General features: G+C 39.3%; 13 protein-coding genes. 10 read left to right on the forward strand and 3 right to left on the reverse strand.

What is annotated here, in order from left to right; genetic code table 11:
* Window positions 1-322: 322 nt before the first annotated feature.
* On the forward strand, window positions 323-1198 hold the full coding sequence (locus tag BWD47_RS03225; protein ID WP_065979184.1) for a DNA replication terminus site-binding protein: 876 nt from the start codon (window positions 323-325) through the stop codon (window positions 1196-1198).
* A gap of 66 nt (window positions 1199-1264) precedes the next feature.
* On the opposite strand, the gene BWD47_RS03230 is transcribed toward BWD47_RS03225, so the two are convergent.
* Window positions 1265-2479, reverse strand: coding sequence for a hypothetical protein (locus BWD47_RS03230; RefSeq protein ID WP_036972628.1), 1215 nt, complete (start codon window positions 2477-2479; stop codon window positions 1265-1267).
* A 770-nt stretch (window positions 2480-3249) separates the two neighbouring features.
* Between BWD47_RS03230 and BWD47_RS03235 the strand changes: the two genes are divergently transcribed.
* The 4 genes from BWD47_RS03235 to rmuC all read left to right on the forward strand — a co-directional run bounded on the left by BWD47_RS03235 (window position 3250) and on the right by rmuC (window position 10716).
* Complete coding sequence (locus BWD47_RS03235; RefSeq protein ID WP_036972627.1) at window positions 3250-4488, forward strand: AAA family ATPase; 1239 nt, start codon at window positions 3250-3252, stop codon at window positions 4486-4488.
* Between the two features lie 14 nt (window positions 4489-4502).
* Window positions 4503-5465: a transcriptional regulator gene (locus BWD47_RS03240; protein WP_036972625.1), complete on the forward strand. Its 963-nt coding sequence runs from the start codon at window positions 4503-4505 to the stop codon at window positions 5463-5465.
* Between the two features lie 416 nt (window positions 5466-5881).
* The gene (locus BWD47_RS03245) at window positions 5882-9022 is read left to right on the forward strand and encodes a DEAD/DEAH box helicase (protein WP_075593358.1); all 3141 of its coding nucleotides are present in this window, start codon (window positions 5882-5884) and stop codon (window positions 9020-9022) included.
* Window positions 9023-9249: 227 nt separating this feature from the next.
* Complete coding sequence (rmuC, locus tag BWD47_RS03250) at window positions 9250-10716, forward strand: DNA recombination protein RmuC (RefSeq protein ID WP_074988393.1); 1467 nt, start codon at window positions 9250-9252, stop codon at window positions 10714-10716.
* A 59-nt stretch (window positions 10717-10775) separates the two neighbouring features.
* Here rmuC and BWD47_RS03255 read toward each other — a convergent pair whose 3' ends face one another.
* Entirely contained in the window at window positions 10776-11480 is a 705-nt protein-coding gene (locus tag BWD47_RS03255) for a hypothetical protein (protein WP_036972620.1), read from the reverse strand.
* A 125-nt stretch (window positions 11481-11605) separates the two neighbouring features.
* On the opposite strand from BWD47_RS03255, the gene BWD47_RS03260 reads away from it, so the two are divergent.
* Window positions 11606-12175: a DJ-1/PfpI family protein gene (locus tag BWD47_RS03260; RefSeq protein ID WP_075593359.1), complete on the forward strand. Its 570-nt coding sequence runs from the start codon at window positions 11606-11608 to the stop codon at window positions 12173-12175.
* Here BWD47_RS03260 and BWD47_RS03265 read toward each other — a convergent pair.
* On the reverse strand, window positions 12170-13054 hold the full coding sequence (locus BWD47_RS03265) for a LysR family transcriptional regulator (protein ID WP_083633622.1): 885 nt from the start codon (window positions 13052-13054) through the stop codon (window positions 12170-12172). The two genes, BWD47_RS03260 and BWD47_RS03265, sit on opposite strands and share 6 nt — an antisense overlap.
* A 94-nt stretch (window positions 13055-13148) precedes the next feature.
* On the opposite strand from BWD47_RS03265, the gene BWD47_RS03270 reads away from it, so the two are divergent.
* From BWD47_RS03270 to BWD47_RS03285, 4 genes are all read left to right on the forward strand, one after another.
* A complete protein-coding gene (locus tag BWD47_RS03270) occupies window positions 13149-13637 on the forward strand; it encodes a DUF2938 domain-containing protein (RefSeq protein ID WP_075593361.1) in 489 nt (162 codons plus the stop codon).
* Window positions 13638-13646: 9 nt separating this feature from the next.
* Window positions 13647-14279, forward strand: coding sequence for a thiopurine S-methyltransferase (gene tmpT, locus BWD47_RS03275; RefSeq protein ID WP_075593362.1), 633 nt, complete (start codon window positions 13647-13649; stop codon window positions 14277-14279).
* A gap of 112 nt (window positions 14280-14391) precedes the next feature.
* Window positions 14392-15192, forward strand: a complete 801-nt coding sequence (locus tag BWD47_RS03280) for a class III extradiol ring-cleavage dioxygenase (RefSeq protein ID WP_036972615.1) — start codon at window positions 14392-14394, stop codon at window positions 15190-15192.
* A gap of 88 nt (window positions 15193-15280) precedes the next feature.
* A complete protein-coding gene (locus BWD47_RS03285; protein WP_074988406.1) occupies window positions 15281-17608 on the forward strand; it encodes a S9 family peptidase in 2328 nt (775 codons plus the stop codon).
* Window positions 17609-17627: the final 19 nt, after the last annotated feature.

The raw sequence follows: 17627 nt of genomic DNA on the forward strand, positions 1-17627 counted from the left end.
AAGCATTGATTGATTGGACATCAACTATATCATAGCCAATTAAAACAAAAGCTTAAGTTAGATTTGCATAATATGATTGAGCAATAAAATAAAGAACACATCTTACCTTTAACAAGGCACAGTGTAACCTCAGCTTTACACTGCATTTAGATAAAAATAAACAGCAGATTGAAATATTAAAAAAGCATGCTATGGATATAATAAAGAACACATCATACTTAATTTAAAATAAATGTAAGGTCAGCGATTAAGGAGTATTAGTCCTTTTAATATCAAAGATGCTAAAGTAATATTAACTCATGTTAGAGTAAGATGTGTTCTTATGACTTCTAAATTAGAAATTCGTAGTCAATTTGATTTAGTCAGCGAATTAACCCAATTATTTTGCGATGATCTAAAACAAGTTGGTTTTAAAAAAGCGTTTTATTATCAATTACCAGAAACGGATATTAACGATGAGAAAAAAATACCCTCACTGATTCCTGTCAAAAAGTTCGAAGGTGATGAAGCGCACAAATTAATTATTAACTCGTATTTAGACCTTTATAAAAAACCAGGGATTAGTAGTCGAGTTTTAAAACGTCATCCTGGGTTATTGGTACTTCATGATGTTGATAAAAATCAACTTACAGCCCGCATTCAACAATTGAATAAAGCAAAAGCTGACTTTAAAAACTGTATACTCGCTATCGATAATAATGATGCTCGATTTGAAGCAGTGCATAACGCTGTACCAAATTTAATTACGCTTGCAGCATATCGTAAAATTCATTTTGAAACTGAATCACCCTACTCGGTCAGGTTCACATGGATGCACAAACATGCAACTAAAACTTTATCCAAAAAAATGGCATTGGCCATGCTTGATAAATCGGCGAGTTACTCTAACCCTAGAATGATAGATCAACATACTTGGCAATCTCTTGTTGCACAAGAACAAAGCCGTGTTGCGAGTTTAAATGATAAAGATAAATTAAGAATTCGAAGACCTACCCGTGTTAGTCCACAAGTTAATGTGCGATACACTGCTCAAAACCGATATCATGTGAGTGCCGCATTACCATTCATTCTTATAAATCCAGAACCGGATGTAAAACTTGGAGCACTAAATGATTATCAAAAACCTGAGAGTCATCCCCGTAAAAAAGAATATGACTTTTTAGTAGATCGACTTTATTTGGAACAAGTAACAGATTGATTATGTTAAAAAGGCCACTTTAGTGGCCTTTAACATGTAACAGTATTGGAGATAAGAAATATAAATTTAATCTTCGACTATTTCTTCTATTTTATCTTCATCAATTAACACAGCATTCTCAACGATACGTTTACCGCCTTGAATTTCAATTCGTTTATTGTGTTTATTGAGCGCTAAAATTTCATCACAAAATTGATCAGACGGATGCATTTCGTAAGTGTAATCAATAATATTACCCGTTTTATCATCTTTCACATTTGTGATGTTGTATTCTGATATCGCGCCTTTTTCTATTAAATCTTTCATCGTTGTGGTCATATCACGACGTAACGCTTTTAATTTATTCTCAGTAATTTCATCTGTCGAATAAATTGAGCCGTACTTTTCCATGATTGATAACAATCTAAAATGATATGTCTTACCTGGCGCAGCATAACGCCAAAGATGATACAAACGTAACATCATCCAGCGAGATAAGCCGCGCTTCAGTTCTTGAGCACTATTAAAATAATAGCCTTTGTACTCAAGGTTATCGATCATGTTATGAACAAACGCATTTAAACATGCCACACATTTTACATTACCGCCTTGTCCTTTTTTACCGCTAAAGTGAAGCGACGATAAAAAGTTCATGTTCGACTCGTAAAATGAATCATCAATATCAGAGTTGCGCGTGTCAGTTGCAGAATATTTAAATGACAACTTAGAACCTTGAAGAGCTTCAAGCGATTCTTTAATCTGCGGATACGGCATTGATTGACCAACCGCTTTTAATTCTTGTGCCAACTCATTCATTGAAAAAACAACCGCGTATTGAATACCCGATTTAAAATTAATTTTTACAATTTTACCTTTAGAGGCCAAACGTATTAATGCACGTTCAACTTTTTCTTCACGATCGGATGGCCATACTAAATATTCAATGTCTTCACCATCTTTTCGTGTGCTGACAACTGCTGGGGTAATTTTAATTTCGCCATCATAGAGAATCCCATCAACTTTTTCTGAAATTCTTCTTGTAACAATTGTCTTTTTTGGTGCTTCTTCAACCGGAAGCTTTTTATGACCTGAACGAACAAAACGTCCCCACAAATCATAATGATTAAAGGTATTTGAGTAAGCTCTCAAACCATGTGCTGCATTTTCAATTGAAACGCGCACATCTTTGTTGTCTGTAAACAGTGCAAGACTTTCATTATCGATTGCACTTTCCACCCCATGGATTTGCCCGCGTAATGTATCGGGAAGGTTATCCACTGAGATGTTGACCTTTCGGCTCATTGTTCTTATTTCCAATTTTTCTTCGACAGTTAATAACAACACATAAAACTTAAAAAGTTAAATGTTTAAGTTAGTATAAACTTGATCCGATCTGAAATATTTTCTTGAGATCAGTTTTATACTAACTAGATTAATTCTAGAACTTTTCAGATCAGATTTTTACTAAGTTATAGTGTATGGGTCAAAATTTTACTAACTCAGTGAATATTATGTCATGTTAAAATTCATTTTCAGGTCAAAAAACACGACACATAAACCCATTTTTACAAAAGCATGTGGATAAATGCTTACTGAGTTAGCATAGATCTGATCTGTACCAACTATAGATCAGATCTATACTAACAAAATGCACTATTCTGATTTTGCTTCAGTGCATAACTCTCTAATTTAGTTAGTAAAATCGTGATCTACAGCAGTAAAAATGTGCATAAACTAGTGACTAACCTGTGCATAACTAAGCAGCTGGTTTTTTAGTTAGTATTAAGCTGATCTGCGAGTTATAAGAGATCTGATCTTAACCAAGTAAAAACATGATCTGCTTTTTTTGATAATATTCTGGTTAATCAGTAATATAGATTGCTATTTTAGCACGTTAACCTTATATACCTATATCTTTAACCAATTCTAATCTTACTTATTTATACTTAGCTTCAATTAGATTACAAATTTTTCTTAAATGTCTTATTAATAAAAGGCATGTCGTACAAAATAGTTGTTTACAGCAATTTGAATGGACATTATACTTAAAGCATAACTTTGAGGAAGAAAGTATGTCTATTAATAATAATGCGCTAGCCACTTACCGGTTATTAAAAGCAACAGCTGAAGTTGCTGAAAAATCGCTAGAAGGACGTATCCAACATTATCGTGCTCATCTTAAATCGGAAGAAAAAGAACTTCGCACCTATACTCAAAAAGCCGCAGCAGATCTTTTAGGCTGTAATAACAGAACGTTAAAGCGACGTCATGATAATGGTGACTTTGATGAATTAAACATCAAACGAGGTGCAAATGGACATTATGCCTATACGCTAGTCAATATTTTCGCTATGGCAGATATCATGGATATCAAGCCAGATCACCGCACAACAGATGACAAACTACAAGTTATTGTCATTAACTCTTTGAAAGGTGGCTGTGGTAAAACAACCAGCATGGTTAATATTGCAGCGGCCCTCGCTACAACCAATATTAAACGGTATCGAATTGGTATTATTGACTTAGATCCACAAGGCTCATCATCGAGTTTCTTCCCGCCAAGTGAACCAGATCCAATTACTGTGGGTGACTTAATGCGTGATTGCATTGAGCTTGAAGAAAATGAAACGTGGGACGAACTTGTTACTAATTCATTTTTACCGACTCACATTCCCAATATTCGTATTTTACCTTCTGGTATGGATGATTTTTATTTTGAACATGAAACAGCCACACTGTTAAAAGATAGTTCAAGTTACGATAAAACACGTCACTATCATAAATTATTAGAAAAAGTGATTGAGCCTGTAAAAGATCAATTTGATATTATTTTAATCGATACAGCTCCATCACTTAACTTTATGTTTTATAACGCTTTAATGGCTTCAACATCGATGCTTATTCCTGTTCATCCTGAAGCTGTTGATTTTGATGCAAACAATAAATACTTAAAACGTTTAGGCGAGATCTATCACACGGTTGCTGCTTTAGGGCATCAAGGATGGGATTTTATGCAGTTCCTCGTTACAAATTACGTGAAAGGCAATCATTCACAACGCGATATTGTTAAAGACGTGCGCAGTGCCTTTGGACGTCAAGTTATGAGTTACCCAATAAACCATAGCTCCGCTATCACGGCGAGTTCATCGTCTTTTAATACCATATTTGACCAAAAAACGTCTGACAGTCTCGCAAGTAGAGAATCATTACTACGTGCTCAAGAGAATATTAAAGATGTGGTTGATGAGCTTGAAATGTTGATTCGTTCTAACTGGCAATCAACCCAATCAAAATTGAATACAGCTAAGTAAGGTAAATGATTAAGATGGCTAAAAAACGTAAAAATGATACCAGCTTAGATCCTTTTTCAACGTCAATTGAAAGCAGCAGTCTAGATGCTTTACTTGAACAAGCCAATGCTGGCGATGTTATTAGCATGCCCGCGCCAAGTGATCCTACGCGCCAAATTACCCTGGTATGTAAAGTCATTCCAAGTTCTGAAATCGAATCTAAAACTAAAGTGTATGGCAAGAACCGTCGAGTTCAGTCGTTATTGAATGAAAAATCGGTGGCTGATATTTTGCCGGCTATCGCTGAAGACGGACGAAACCAACACCCTGCCCTTTGCTGGGATAAAGGCACTGAAATGCTTGTTTTAGCCGGCTCACGTCGTCGCAAAGCGTGTATTTTAAGTGGTTCGGACTATTTAGTGCTAAGTTCAGAAGATTTCACAGAACAAGATGCAAAAATACTTGCAGTCTCTTCTGATCAATACATTGCCCCCAGTCTGTGGGAGCTTGGACAAGCTTATCAGCAAACCCGTGATGAATTAATTGCAGAAGGCAAAAAGGGCTCGTACCGTGAGATTGCAGCAATTGAAGGGGTATCACATACAGCAATAGCGGATGCCATTAAAGCCTATGAAAATTTACCCGCTTCTGTACTGAGCCTCTACCCAACAGCGAATCATGTTGGCCGAGAAGTGGCTAAAAAGCTTATTGCGGCGAAAGAGCGTGACGAGCAGGCATTCACTCGCCTTGTAAGTGAAATCAGCACTGACAGCGAAATAAACGCCATAAGCAGTGATGATAAGCGTGCGCTAGCCATTACTAAGTACTTAACAGTCGAACCCGCTACGCCAAGCCGTCGTGAATCACTCATAGAAAGTGAATTTGTGACCGTACAGCGAAACATTAAAAGCGGTGATTTATCGGTAAAAATCGATAATAAAGTGATGACTGACAAGCGTTTAGAGCAGCTTACTAAGTTATTAAATAGCTTTAATTAGTTAGTAAAATAGCGATCTGTCACGCTTTTATTGTTAGTAAAAGCGTGATCTCTTACCCTATTTTGTTAGTAAAATACTGATCTAAATATCTTAAAATTTGCTCAATTCGCATCCATAGATCAGATTTTTACTAACTATCTGCCCCTTTACAGGCTATTTAAGCCTTTTCACTATTTCCTTAGTAAAAAAGTGATCTGTAAAGGCCCTGCCTTGTTATTAAGTTGTTTATATCTTGTGCGTTTGTTGTTCGTTAAATAGTCGAGCCCTCTTCTTTGGCTGTATTTTTTTAGACAAAAACATAATTTTACCAACTAATCAGCTCCAACCAGTCCGAAATAAAGGAATAGTGCTTTAGCTGGGCGCTGATAGATCATATACTGGCAGAATTATTTTTTGTTTTTACTGTTAAAAGCGTTATGTCTGCTAACTTATCCAAAAATGACTTATTAGCTATCTTTGAAGAAATCAAACAAGAGCAAGAAACACAGTTTCCGCTGTCAGAGCGATTCATCAAGCAGCTATTTAAGCCGCATGTGCTAAGTAAAGCAAAAGAGTACCATCAGAACGGCCAAATCAATTGGCTTGAGCATAGTAGTGACTTTAGTGTGATTGATGCTTCTATGTTTGGTAACGAAGGGAATACTTTTACCCAGCATATCGAGATCAGTAAATTACCAACCGGATTTTCAGTTGATTCACATTGTACGTGTGGTTCAAAAACAAAGTGCCGTCATATTGCTGCGGTTTTGCTTAAATTAAAAATTGAGCATTCAGGCGATTATGGCGAGGACTATATTATTAATGATTGGTTTAGTGAGCTAAAGACGCTAAAGCAATCAACAACTGACACAGCAAAACATGTATTATTATTTGTTTTAGATGTTGAAAAATCGGCTGTTACCCTTACCCCTAAAATTGCTAATTATGATCCTGAGCATAACTACACATTGGGCCGTAATTTAACAGAACAACAATTAAATAGCTTTGTTACACCGACTGATTTACTCGAAACTGACTTTAGATTATATAGTTGGATCCGCTCTCAAAACGCGCTCGGTAAGCTTGAGTTGAAAGGTTCATGGGGCTTTGCGGCATTACAACAACTTATAGCGACACAACGATTATTTTTAGGCCGTTCTCGCCAGGCTATTAAAGCAGATACCATGCAAGCCTTAGAATTTAGCTGGCAGCAAAATAGTGATTTAACCTCATTATCTTTGTCACTAGCAGGGCAAGATAATTGGTTGTTACTCAAAACGACACCCCCGACTTACCTAGATCCAGACACACTTAAAATTGGCCGTATCCGTACTCCTTTGACAGCAGATGAAATTGCGTTATTGGCTAACATGCCTGCGATACACAACGAAAACTTTGATCGTGTATACCAACAACTCAATGACAATTTTGGTGAGGGTGTTATTCCGCATGCATTTAAGCAAAGTAAAAAGAATCAATCACGTTCTGTCTTTCCCGTTATAAGCATACGCAACGATGAGGGAAACATTGGTCTATCGCTTCAATTTAACTATCAAAATTCACTTTACGAACTAAGCCAAGCCCCCGAGGGGATTATTAATCAATCGCTTGAGAATACCGTTGTTAATGAGCTAAGGAACTTAGGGTTTGAATTTTGTAAAGGGGCTTTACAAACCGAGTTTGTATTTAATAAACAATCAGTTATACATGCACACTGGTTGAAATTCGAAATTATCCCTACCCTGCTTAAACGCGGCTGGAAAATTAATGATGAACTTGATGTTAGTAAAGCATTAAAGCAAATATCGCTTCAAGTTGAGCGAGGAAAAGGTCATCAAATAGTTAGTAAAATCGTGATCTCTGGTGTAAAAACGCAGCAACTTTTTACAGCGGATAACAATTTTCAGTCTCTCAATCGTCAAAGTGAACGTTATTATTATTTCAGCGTAGGTAAACGTTTTGCTGTTGTTGATAAGTTAGCGATTACTCAGCTTAATGAATACCGCGAACGTTTTGAGCATATAAAAACGCGTGATGAAATACTCATGCCATTGTCATTTTTACCCCAGTTAATCGCCCAAAAAGCAATTAAAGTCAGTATTGTTGATGATGCCCTTGATGCATATTTAACTGAATTAACGAACACCCGTCCGGTGGTTAAAAAGTCCGATATTCAGGGATTGAATGACGGTGTACAACTTCGAGAGTATCAGCAACATGGTGTTGATTGGCTTAACTTTTTAAAACGTCATCAGTTGGGGGGTATTTTGGCTGATGACATGGGATTGGGTAAAACCTTACAAGTTATTGCCTTTTTAGCGAATGCCAAACAACGGCCTCAAGCTGGCCCTACTTTAATTGTTTGCCCGACCAGCTTGGTAGGAAATTGGCAAAATGAAATTAATAAGTTTGCGTGTAACCTTAAAATCACCACCGTATTTGGTTCGTTACGAAACGAGCAACTCCAGCAGTTATCGCAGGCCGATTGCATTTTAACAACGTACCCTTTGTTAAAACGTGATATTGCATATTACTCGCCACTGTATTTTGAAAATATTATTCTGGATGAAGCCCAGTACATTAAAAATGATGCTGCGCAGGTATCGCGTTTGGTTAAGCGCCTTAATGCCGATTTTAAATTGTGCTTAAGTGGCACGCCTATCGAAAATAACCTGTTTGAGCTTAAGTCGTTGCTCGACTTTGCAATGCCCTCACTCCTGGGCTCGCAAGCGCACTTTAAAACATATTTTCAAACACCTATTGAGCGCGATAACGATGTTAAACGAGCCGATGAACTTAAATCGCTGATCATGCCTTTTATTTTACGCCGAACAAAAGCGCAGGTAACGCAAGAACTTCCCGAGAAAACAGAGCTGGTTAAAGAGTTTGAGTTCGAAGCGAAACAAAAAGAAATTTACACCGGTATAACGCAATCGCTAGAGCAAAAGCTGGTTGACTTGTTTGCCCAACAAGGTGTGCAAAAGAGTAAGCTTGCGTTTTTGGACGCGTTACTAAAATTAAGACAAATTTGTTGTCATCCCAAACTTATTGATCCAACAACTCAGGCGGGTAGTGCAAAGCTTGAATGGCTCTCTAAGCATTTACCCGTTATGTTAAGTGAAGGTCGTAAAGTCATTATATTTAGCCAGTTTACGACCGCTTTAGATGTGATTGCAGAGCGTTTAGGTGAGTTAGGAATTACCTTTAGTATGTTGACCGGTCAAACTCGACATCGCAGTCGTGTTATTGAAGAGTTTACCGAAGGTGAATCGTCAGTCTTTTTAATAAGCCTAAAAGCCGGTGGCACCGGGTTAAATTTAACCCAAGCAGATACCGTGATTCACTTTGACCCATGGTGGAACCCTGCAGTTGAAAAACAGGCAACCGATCGGGCATATCGAATAGGTCAAACCAACCCTGTGTTTGTGTATAAATTGATTATGGCCAACTCTGTTGAACAAAAAGTATTTAAAATGCAGCAGCATAAACAAGCGTTAGTTGATGCATTATTTACTGATAAATCAATGAGTTTTACTCAGTTTGATGAAGAGCAGATGTTGGCGCTGATAAAAAATTAAATTTTTTTAAACTTTTTTTGAACTAATCAAATTTAGTGGCGTCTATTATTATGCTTGTTGTTAAATTGCAGTTTACATGAGCATTATGTTGATTTCCCATTTGGTTACTAAATTTAGTAATGTTAGAGCCAGCTCACCTTGAGCTGGCTTTTTTTATGCCTACTCCCCTACTCTGCTGTCATGTAATTCGTTATGATGAAGTGTCTTTAAGTTATTGAGTTTTCATTATGATTACAGAGCTATTAGGCCACATTGATTGGCTTCAGATTGCAAGCGGTTGTGTACTAGGAGTATTGGCTTCAGGTACTGTGCTCTCGTTGCAAAAGAGTCGCTTAAAAAGCCAGTTAGTCGCACTGGAAAATAGCTATCAGTTGCAGCAGAATCAATTAGAGCAGAAGCTACAACAGTTACAAGAAAGTCAGTTAACACTGTCGCAGTTACAGCAAGATTACGCAGAGCAACGTGATGAATCTCAACACTTTAAAACCCGCTTTGTCGAGCAAGAAAAGCAAGCGCAGCAATTTAATCAATTTTGGCGACGAGTTGAAGCAGAACTCGCTGACACCAAAGCAATGCTAAATCAACGCGATGTCGATTTAAGTACTTTACGCAGCACCTTAGAACAAAAAGAACTGCACTTTAAAGAACAACTTAATCATATAAAAGACAGTAAAGAACAGCTCAAAAAAGAGTTTGAAAACCTAGCAAATCAAATTCTTGAAGAAAAATCACAACGGTTTAAAACGCTCAACCAAGAAAGTATTGAACAGTTATTAAAGCCCGTTCAAGGTGAGTTAAAAGGCTTCCGCGATAAAATGGAGCTAATTCATGTTGAAGACTTAAAACAACGTGCCGCATTAAAAACCGAGCTTTTACATTTACAGGCAAAAAGCCAGGCCATAACAGAACAAGCAGACAGGCTCAGTACCGCTTTGCAGGGGCAAAAGAAAACACAAGGTAATTGGGGCGAGTTAATGCTCGAAAACGTCTTAGACAGTGCAGGGCTTCGCGCAGGAATCGATTATGAGCGAGAAGTGTCATTTAATACTGAAGACGGGCGTCTGCGCCCCGACGTTGTGGTTTATTTACCTCAAGAACGACATTTAGTGATCGACGCTAAAACCTCGCTCAATGCGTATACACGCTACGTTAATGCCGACAATGAGCTTGAAGCACAACAAGCACTTAAAGAGCATGTGACTGCGGTGCAATCGCGTATCAATGAATTGGCCAGTAAGGCATACGACAGACTCCCAGGAATTAACTCCCCTGAGGTGGTCGTTATGTTTGTCCCCATTGAGTCTGCATTTGTTGAAGCGCTTAAATATCAGAGTGATATATATCAGCAAGCGATCGAAAAGAATATTTTGGTGGCGACACCAACGACCCTGCTAACCAGTTTAAATATTGTGAAGCAACTATGGCGATTTGAAGAGCAAACAAAATACTCAAAAGAATTGGCCGCCCGTGCTGAGCGCTTTTACAATAAACTTAATGGCTTTTTAACCAGTATGGAAGGCGTTGGTAAACAGCTCGATCGAGCTAAAGAAAGCTATGATAAGGCCTTTTCACAACTTTATCGCGGAAAAGGAAACTTAATTAAGCAAGCGTCGGAGTTTAAAGAGTTGGGTGTATCTGTGCAAAAAGAGCTCCCGAGTGACAGTGTCGAGAGAGCGCAGTTAGAGCTTGATTAATCCCGTAAATATCCCGCACGTATGCGTTTGTGAAAGCCAACAGCATGTTGGCTTTTTAGTTAGTTGATTAGCTCTGCCGAGACGATTCTGTTCAGCATTAAAAAATGGCTGAGCACAGCCTCTTCAAGCTCAAAGATCTGCACTACTTTTTCACCCTTGGCAGATAGCCCTGTTTGCTCCCCCTCAAACTGTATATGCAAACCGAGGCGTTTTAATGTGTTTACATCATAACTGTATATCGGGGCATCACGTTTTTCGGTTATGCCAGGCATCATCCCAATAATGGTTATCGCCTGTTCTACATTAATCGTTTCAAAAAATTGTTTTTCTGCTTCTTGCCACTTTGCAATGTAATTTGTTATTTGCGTATTTTTCTCCATTGGCACATATAACGGTTGCAAAGCTCCTCCATGCCAGCCAATGATCCCCTGCTCTTCAACGCGAACATCTGGGCTTGCCGTTATCACATAGTTTGCACATGATGAGGCGCACAATTCGCGTACAATCACTTTTAATTGATACTCGTGAACTAAGCCGCCTAAATGGAGACCAGCCATAACATCGCCGCCCTCACTGTTGATCACTAGGGTATCGATTTTGTTTTTGCTATTCACAAGCACGCTTTCGAACATTTCAACATTTTGTCTTGATGTCTCGCCTTGATACAAAACTGTACCTGGCGATATTTCACTGATTTCAGTGACGGTTTGCTCTGTTGATTTACACCCAACAAGCAGGCCACACAGTAATAATAATAAACGCATTAACAATGCCTTAAAGATTTATTTGTATACAGTACTAATTTAATAATATGTTATTAACGCTCTGCAAAAATGGCATAGTACGATTTTTTACTTGAGAAATAAATCCACATATTAGGAACAATTGTATGAATATTGGGATCTATATTTATGATGATGCTGAAGTGCTTGATTTTTCGGGTCCGTTTGAAGTGTTCAGCACCGCAAAGCGTTTAGCCAAAAATGATTGGCAAGTAAGTTTAATAGCACAGACTAACGGCCCTGTGAATGCGCGTGGCGGATTCAGTGTAAACCCCCATTACAGCTTTGCTGATTGCCCAGAACTTGATGTGTTTATAGTGGTTGGTGGCGACCATACGCATGAGCTTGAAAAAAGCGCAGTGATTGAGTGGTTAAGCCACACCGCATCAACAACAAAACGGGTTGCGAGTGTCTGCACAGGCGCATTTTTGTTAGCTAAAACAGGGCTGTTATGCAAAAAAAATGTCACAACTCATTGGCAGGATCAAAGTGATCTCGCTGCTATGTTTAAAGACTTGACAGTGATTGCCAATAAACGTTGGGTAACCGATGGAAAATTTACCACGTCTGGTGGTATTTCTGCAGGCATTGATATGAGCTTAGCGTTAGTGGCAGAGCTGATAAATAAAGAGCACGCTTTATTAACAGCAAAACAAATGGAATACGCATGGCTATAGTGTTTCAGAAATAAACTGTGTCACGAACTGTTTTAGACAAACCGCTTTTTTACTAAGTAATCGCCCGCTTGGCCAAATTGCATATATCTCTCTGCTTTCACCACGCCATAAAGGGAGCACTTGCTTGAGTTGTCCACTTTTAAGCTCATCAATAATCTCAAAGCGTGGTAACAACGCCACACCTTGGCCATCACAGACTAAGTATTTCACAAAACCGGTGTCGTTAAATGTGCTAGCAAACCGGCACATGTAAGTCTGTGTTTCGCCTGTTTTTAGGTTGTTTAGTTGCCATTTATTTCTGAGCGTCGTGCCTATAAGCCGGTGTTGCCTTAAATCTGCTGGGGTACTGAGTGAGGGAGCGTCACTTAAATAGCGCTCTGTCGAGACAAATAATGTATCGACACTGCCTAGTTTCTTTTGTTGGTAGTGTGAATCAGTTTGCGGACCAATACGAATAGCGATATCTGCTTGGTTTTTACTGAGATCGTCACGTTGGTTGTTTAGCAGTAACTCAAGTTGAATTTCTGGGTAGTGTTTCGTGAAGGCAAGCCACATAGGTTTTAAAAATCCATGGCTAATATTCAGGGGGGCGAGTACTTTTAGCTTGCCCGTTAATTTCGCTTTTTGATCGTTTAATTGATGGTGAGTCTGCTCAAATTGCTCCACTAACTCTACGTAACTTTGAAAGTACACTTCGCCAACGTGGGTTAATGTGCATTGCCTTGCAGTACGATTTAATAGTTTTTCACCAACGCGCTGTTCAAGCCGTTGTAATCGCCTTGAAACTGTTGCTGCTGGTACAGATAGGTAATCGGCTGCTGCTGTAACTCCGCCTTGTTTAACGATATGTATGAACAGTGCAATGTCATCAATCATCATTTCATTTATGCAATCATAGTTTGTTTATATTGTTGTTTTTAGCATTTTTGTAATTGTTTATCATGTTTTTTATGATTCACTACTTGGTATAAATATGACCTTCCTTCAATTTATTCAGGCGATAGTTATTGGCCTTGTTGCCACGCTTTCAATTGATATATGGAGTTATTTTTTTAAAAAGTGCTTTAACCAGACTACATTAAACTTTTGCTTTGTTGGGCGTTGGGCCCTTACTATGGCATCGGGGCAATTTAAACATGTCGATATTGCTGCCAGTGAAGCTAAAGAACGCGAATGTGTTGTTGGTTGGATTTTGCATTACATCATCGGCGCCCTATTTTCTCTGTTTTTTGTGTTATTGATTGGTAAGGAATGGATGACTTCACCGCTATTTTTACCTGCCTGTTTATTCGGATTGTTCAGCACGGTCATGCCATTTTTTGTTATGCAACCTGCTTTAGGATTAGGAGTTATGGCTGTTAATACAGCTAAGCCAAACCAAGCACGTTTGAAAACTCTCACCACCCATTTACTATTTGGTGTAGGGTTATATTTATCAGCTCAATTTGTGTTGTTTATTTAGGAGTTATTGATGGACGCAAAACATTGGCATAATCGTTGGGAAAATAATGAAATAGGATTTCATGAAGGGGATGTTAATCGTTACCTGGATCAGTATTTTACCAACTTGAGTTTGCAACCTGGCGATACCGTATTTGTGCCTCTATGTGGCAAAACGCACGATATTCATTTTTTGTTAGCCAGCGGCATGAAAGTTGTGGGCGCTGAGTTAAGTGAAATTGCAATTAAGCAGCTTTTTCAAGAATTAAACCTCACACCAGAGATTACTAACCATGGCACACTAACGTGTTATCAGAGCGCTAATTTAACTGTGTGGGTGGGAGATATATTTACATTGACTCCTGAACAACTTGGTACGGTAAACGCTGTGTATGATAGAGCGGCATTAGTGGCATTGCCATTATCAATGCGAGTACGTTATACGCAACACATTTTACAGTTAGCCAATAAAGCGCAGCAATTGGTTGTGGTGTTTGAGTATCAACAGAGTGAGTTTTCAGGTCCTCCATTTAACGTTACTGCCAACGAGCTTCATCAGCATTACGACGCGCATTATCAATTAACCTTACTTTGTCGAGAGCCATTAGAAGGGGGGCTTAAAGGGAAAATACCCGCAATGAATGCTGCATGGTTGTTAAGTTAGTACTTACAAACTTTTGGTGTGTAAAATCACACCTAAGCTGTGCATTTATGTGGCTGGTTATTGAACCTCTGTGCGTGCACTATACATAACAACGTAAGTAAGGAGCCCGTTTATGCAAAAGCCACGCGTCTTTTTTGTTTCTCATGGTGGCGGCCCAATGCCACTATTAGGCGATGCCAGTCATGCTGATATGGTTACCTGTTTGCAATCTGTTGCAGCAAAAATTAAAAAGCCATCAGCTATTTTGATGATCAGTGCCCATTGGGAAGCCAACCCAATAAATATTACCTCTTCCGCTGCGCCTGAGCTTATATATGATTATTATGGATTTTCGGATTCTGCATATTCTATAGAATACCCATGTCCCGGTGAGCCAGCGCTTGCTGAGCAAGTTCATCAAGCACTCACAACTGCACATATTGACAGTGAGTTGAACCCCACTCGAGGCTTCGACCATGGCATGTATGTCCCTTTGAAGATAATGTACCCAGACGCAGATATACCTTGCGTGCAGTTGTCGTTGCACCCTAGCCTATTACCAAACGTGCATCTAGCAATAGGCGAAGCGCTGCAAAACCTGCATTACGACAACCTATTGATTATAGGCTCAGGGTTTACTTTCCATAATATGCGCGCTTTTTTTACACCGGAAACAGCCGAAATCAAAATGCAAAATCTCGCTTTTGAGCAGTGGCTTGTTGATGTGTGCGGTAATACATCGCTTACAGAACAACAGCGTCACGCTAAGTTATTAGAATGGCAAATGGCGCCAGCAGCACGCTTTAATCATCCTCGTGAGGAGCATTTGTTACCACTGCATGTGTGTTACGGAGCCGCTAGTCGACCATGTAGTGATATATATGAACTGCGTATTGCTAATAAACATGCCAGTATGTTTTTGTGGGATGATTAAGTTCAACCCCCCTGTTTATACGATAAAAACTCAGATTTTATTAACTTATTTTGCTACGCTAGGTTAGTTAAAACCAAGGGATAACAAAATGAACTTAATAAAAACATCAGCCCTCGCGTTTGCCGTTGTTGCAGGTTTGGGACTACAAGCATGCTCAAGTACTGAGCAAGCCAATACAACCACAACAGTGAGCGCAAACTCTAATCCTCTTTCGCTTGAGCAAATATACAAAGACAAAGACTTTAAAGCACAACGTAGCACCTATTTCACATGGCTCGACGACGGCACGGGTTACACAGTGCTTGAAGAGCGTGAAAGCGATAAAAACAAACAAGACGATAAAGCCAAAGACGATGAACATGGTGTAAAAGGCAACGACATTGTTTTTTATAATGCAGATGGTACAAATCGAAAAGTGCTTGTTAGCTACGAAAAACTGATCCCAGAAGGCGAAAAAGAGCCGTTAACCGTTGAAAGTTATCAGTGGTCAAAAGATGGCAAGTGGCTGATGGTGTTTACCAATGGTGAGCAAGTTTGGCGTTCACGTAGCCGTGGTGACTTTTGGCTTTTAAACCTAGAGACAGACTCGCTGTATCAATTAGGTGGTGAAAACGTTGAAGCTAAAAAATTAATGTTCGCAAAGTTCTCACCAGATAGCTCTAAAGTGGCCTATGTGCGCGACAACAATATCTACATGGAAAAAGTAGGCAGCAAAGCGGTTACTGCATTAACTACCGATGGCAATGACACCCTCGTTAACGGTAACTTTGACTGGGTATACGAAGAAGAGTTTACTATTCGAGATGGATTCCGTTGGAGCCCTGACAATAAATCTATCGCTTATTGGCAGCTTGATACCAGTGGTGTGAAATATTTCACTATGATCAATAACACCGACGAGCTTTATCCGACACTCAAAGAGTTTCCGTATCCAAAAGCGGGCGAAATGAACTCTGCCGTAAAAGTTGGTGTGGTAAGCTTAAGTGATAAAAAAACGCGTTGGGCAGAACTGGGTGGCGATAACCGTGACCGTTATATCCCACGTATTAGCTGGGCTGGCACGGGAGAATCATTAATGATCCAAGATCTTAATCGCCCGCAAAGCCACAACAAAGTGTGGTTATTTGATTGGAAAAAGCAACAGCTAACTAAAATTCTTGAAGACAAAGACGATGCATTCATCGAGTGGTTCTATAAAGCTAACTGGTCAAAAGATGGCACGTTCTTTATTTGGCACAGTGAGCGAGATGGATGGCGTCATCTTTATCGTGTTTCTCGTGATGGCAAAAGTATCATTGATTTAACGCCGGGCGAATACGACATTATTGATATGTTGGCGTTAAACGAAGATAAAAATGTGATGTATTTCACAGCTTCACCTGATGATCCGGGCCAGCGTTATTTATTTCGTACATCGCTTGATGGAAGCACAAAACCGATGCGTGTAACGCCAGAGTCATTTGATGGCTCTAATAGCTACTACATGTCGAAAGACACATCATGGGCAATGCATACCTACTCTAAGTTTGGCACACCCCCCATGAAAGAAATCATCAAAGTAAGTGATCACAGCAATGTGAAAACCTTAGTTGAGAATAAAGCGCTGAAAGAAAAGCTTACAACTGAACAATTACCAACACACGAGTTCTTTACAGTAAATGCCCGCGATGGTGTTGAGCTTGATGGTTACATTATGTTCCCTGCTAATATGGATAACAGCAAAAAGTACCCTATCGTATTTTATGTATACGGTGAGCCATGGGGTTCTACAGTTCAAGACCGCTGGGAAGGCAACAGTTACTTGTATAAGTCGTACTTAACACAACAAGGCTTTATTGTTGCCTCGGTTGATAATCGCGGTACACGTGCACCGAAAGGCCGAGATTGGCGTAAATCAATCTACAAAAAAATTGGCTCAATCACTGTGCGTGACCAAGTGGATGCACTTGATGCAATGGCAAAGCGCTGGGATGTAATTGATACCGACCGTGTTGGCGTATGGGGTCACTCAGGTGGCGGCAGCTCAACACTTAACTTGTTATTCCGCCATGGCGACAAGTACAAAGTGGGCATTGCTTCAGCTCCAGTCCCTGATATTCGCTTGTACGACACCATCTATCAAGAGCGTTATGCTGGTAATCCAAATACGGATCCTGAAAGTTACGACAATACCTCGCCAATTACTTTTGCCAAAGACTTGCAAGGTAAATTGTTGCTGATCCACGGCACTGGCGATGACAACGTGCATTACCAAGGTTCAGAACGTTTAATTAACGAATTAGTTAAGCACAATAAACAGTTCGAGTTCTTCTCATACCCGAACCGCTCTCACAGCCTGCGTGAAGGTGAAGGCACGACTCTGCATTATCACACGATGATGGCTAACTTCTTTGAAAAGCATTTACTCAAGCCGTAATTCAGCTTTTAGTAAAAGC

This window comes from Pseudoalteromonas sp. PAB 2.2 (assembly GCF_001938575.1).
In the GTDB taxonomy this organism is placed as follows: Bacteria; Pseudomonadota; Gammaproteobacteria; order Enterobacterales; family Alteromonadaceae; genus Pseudoalteromonas; species Pseudoalteromonas lipolytica.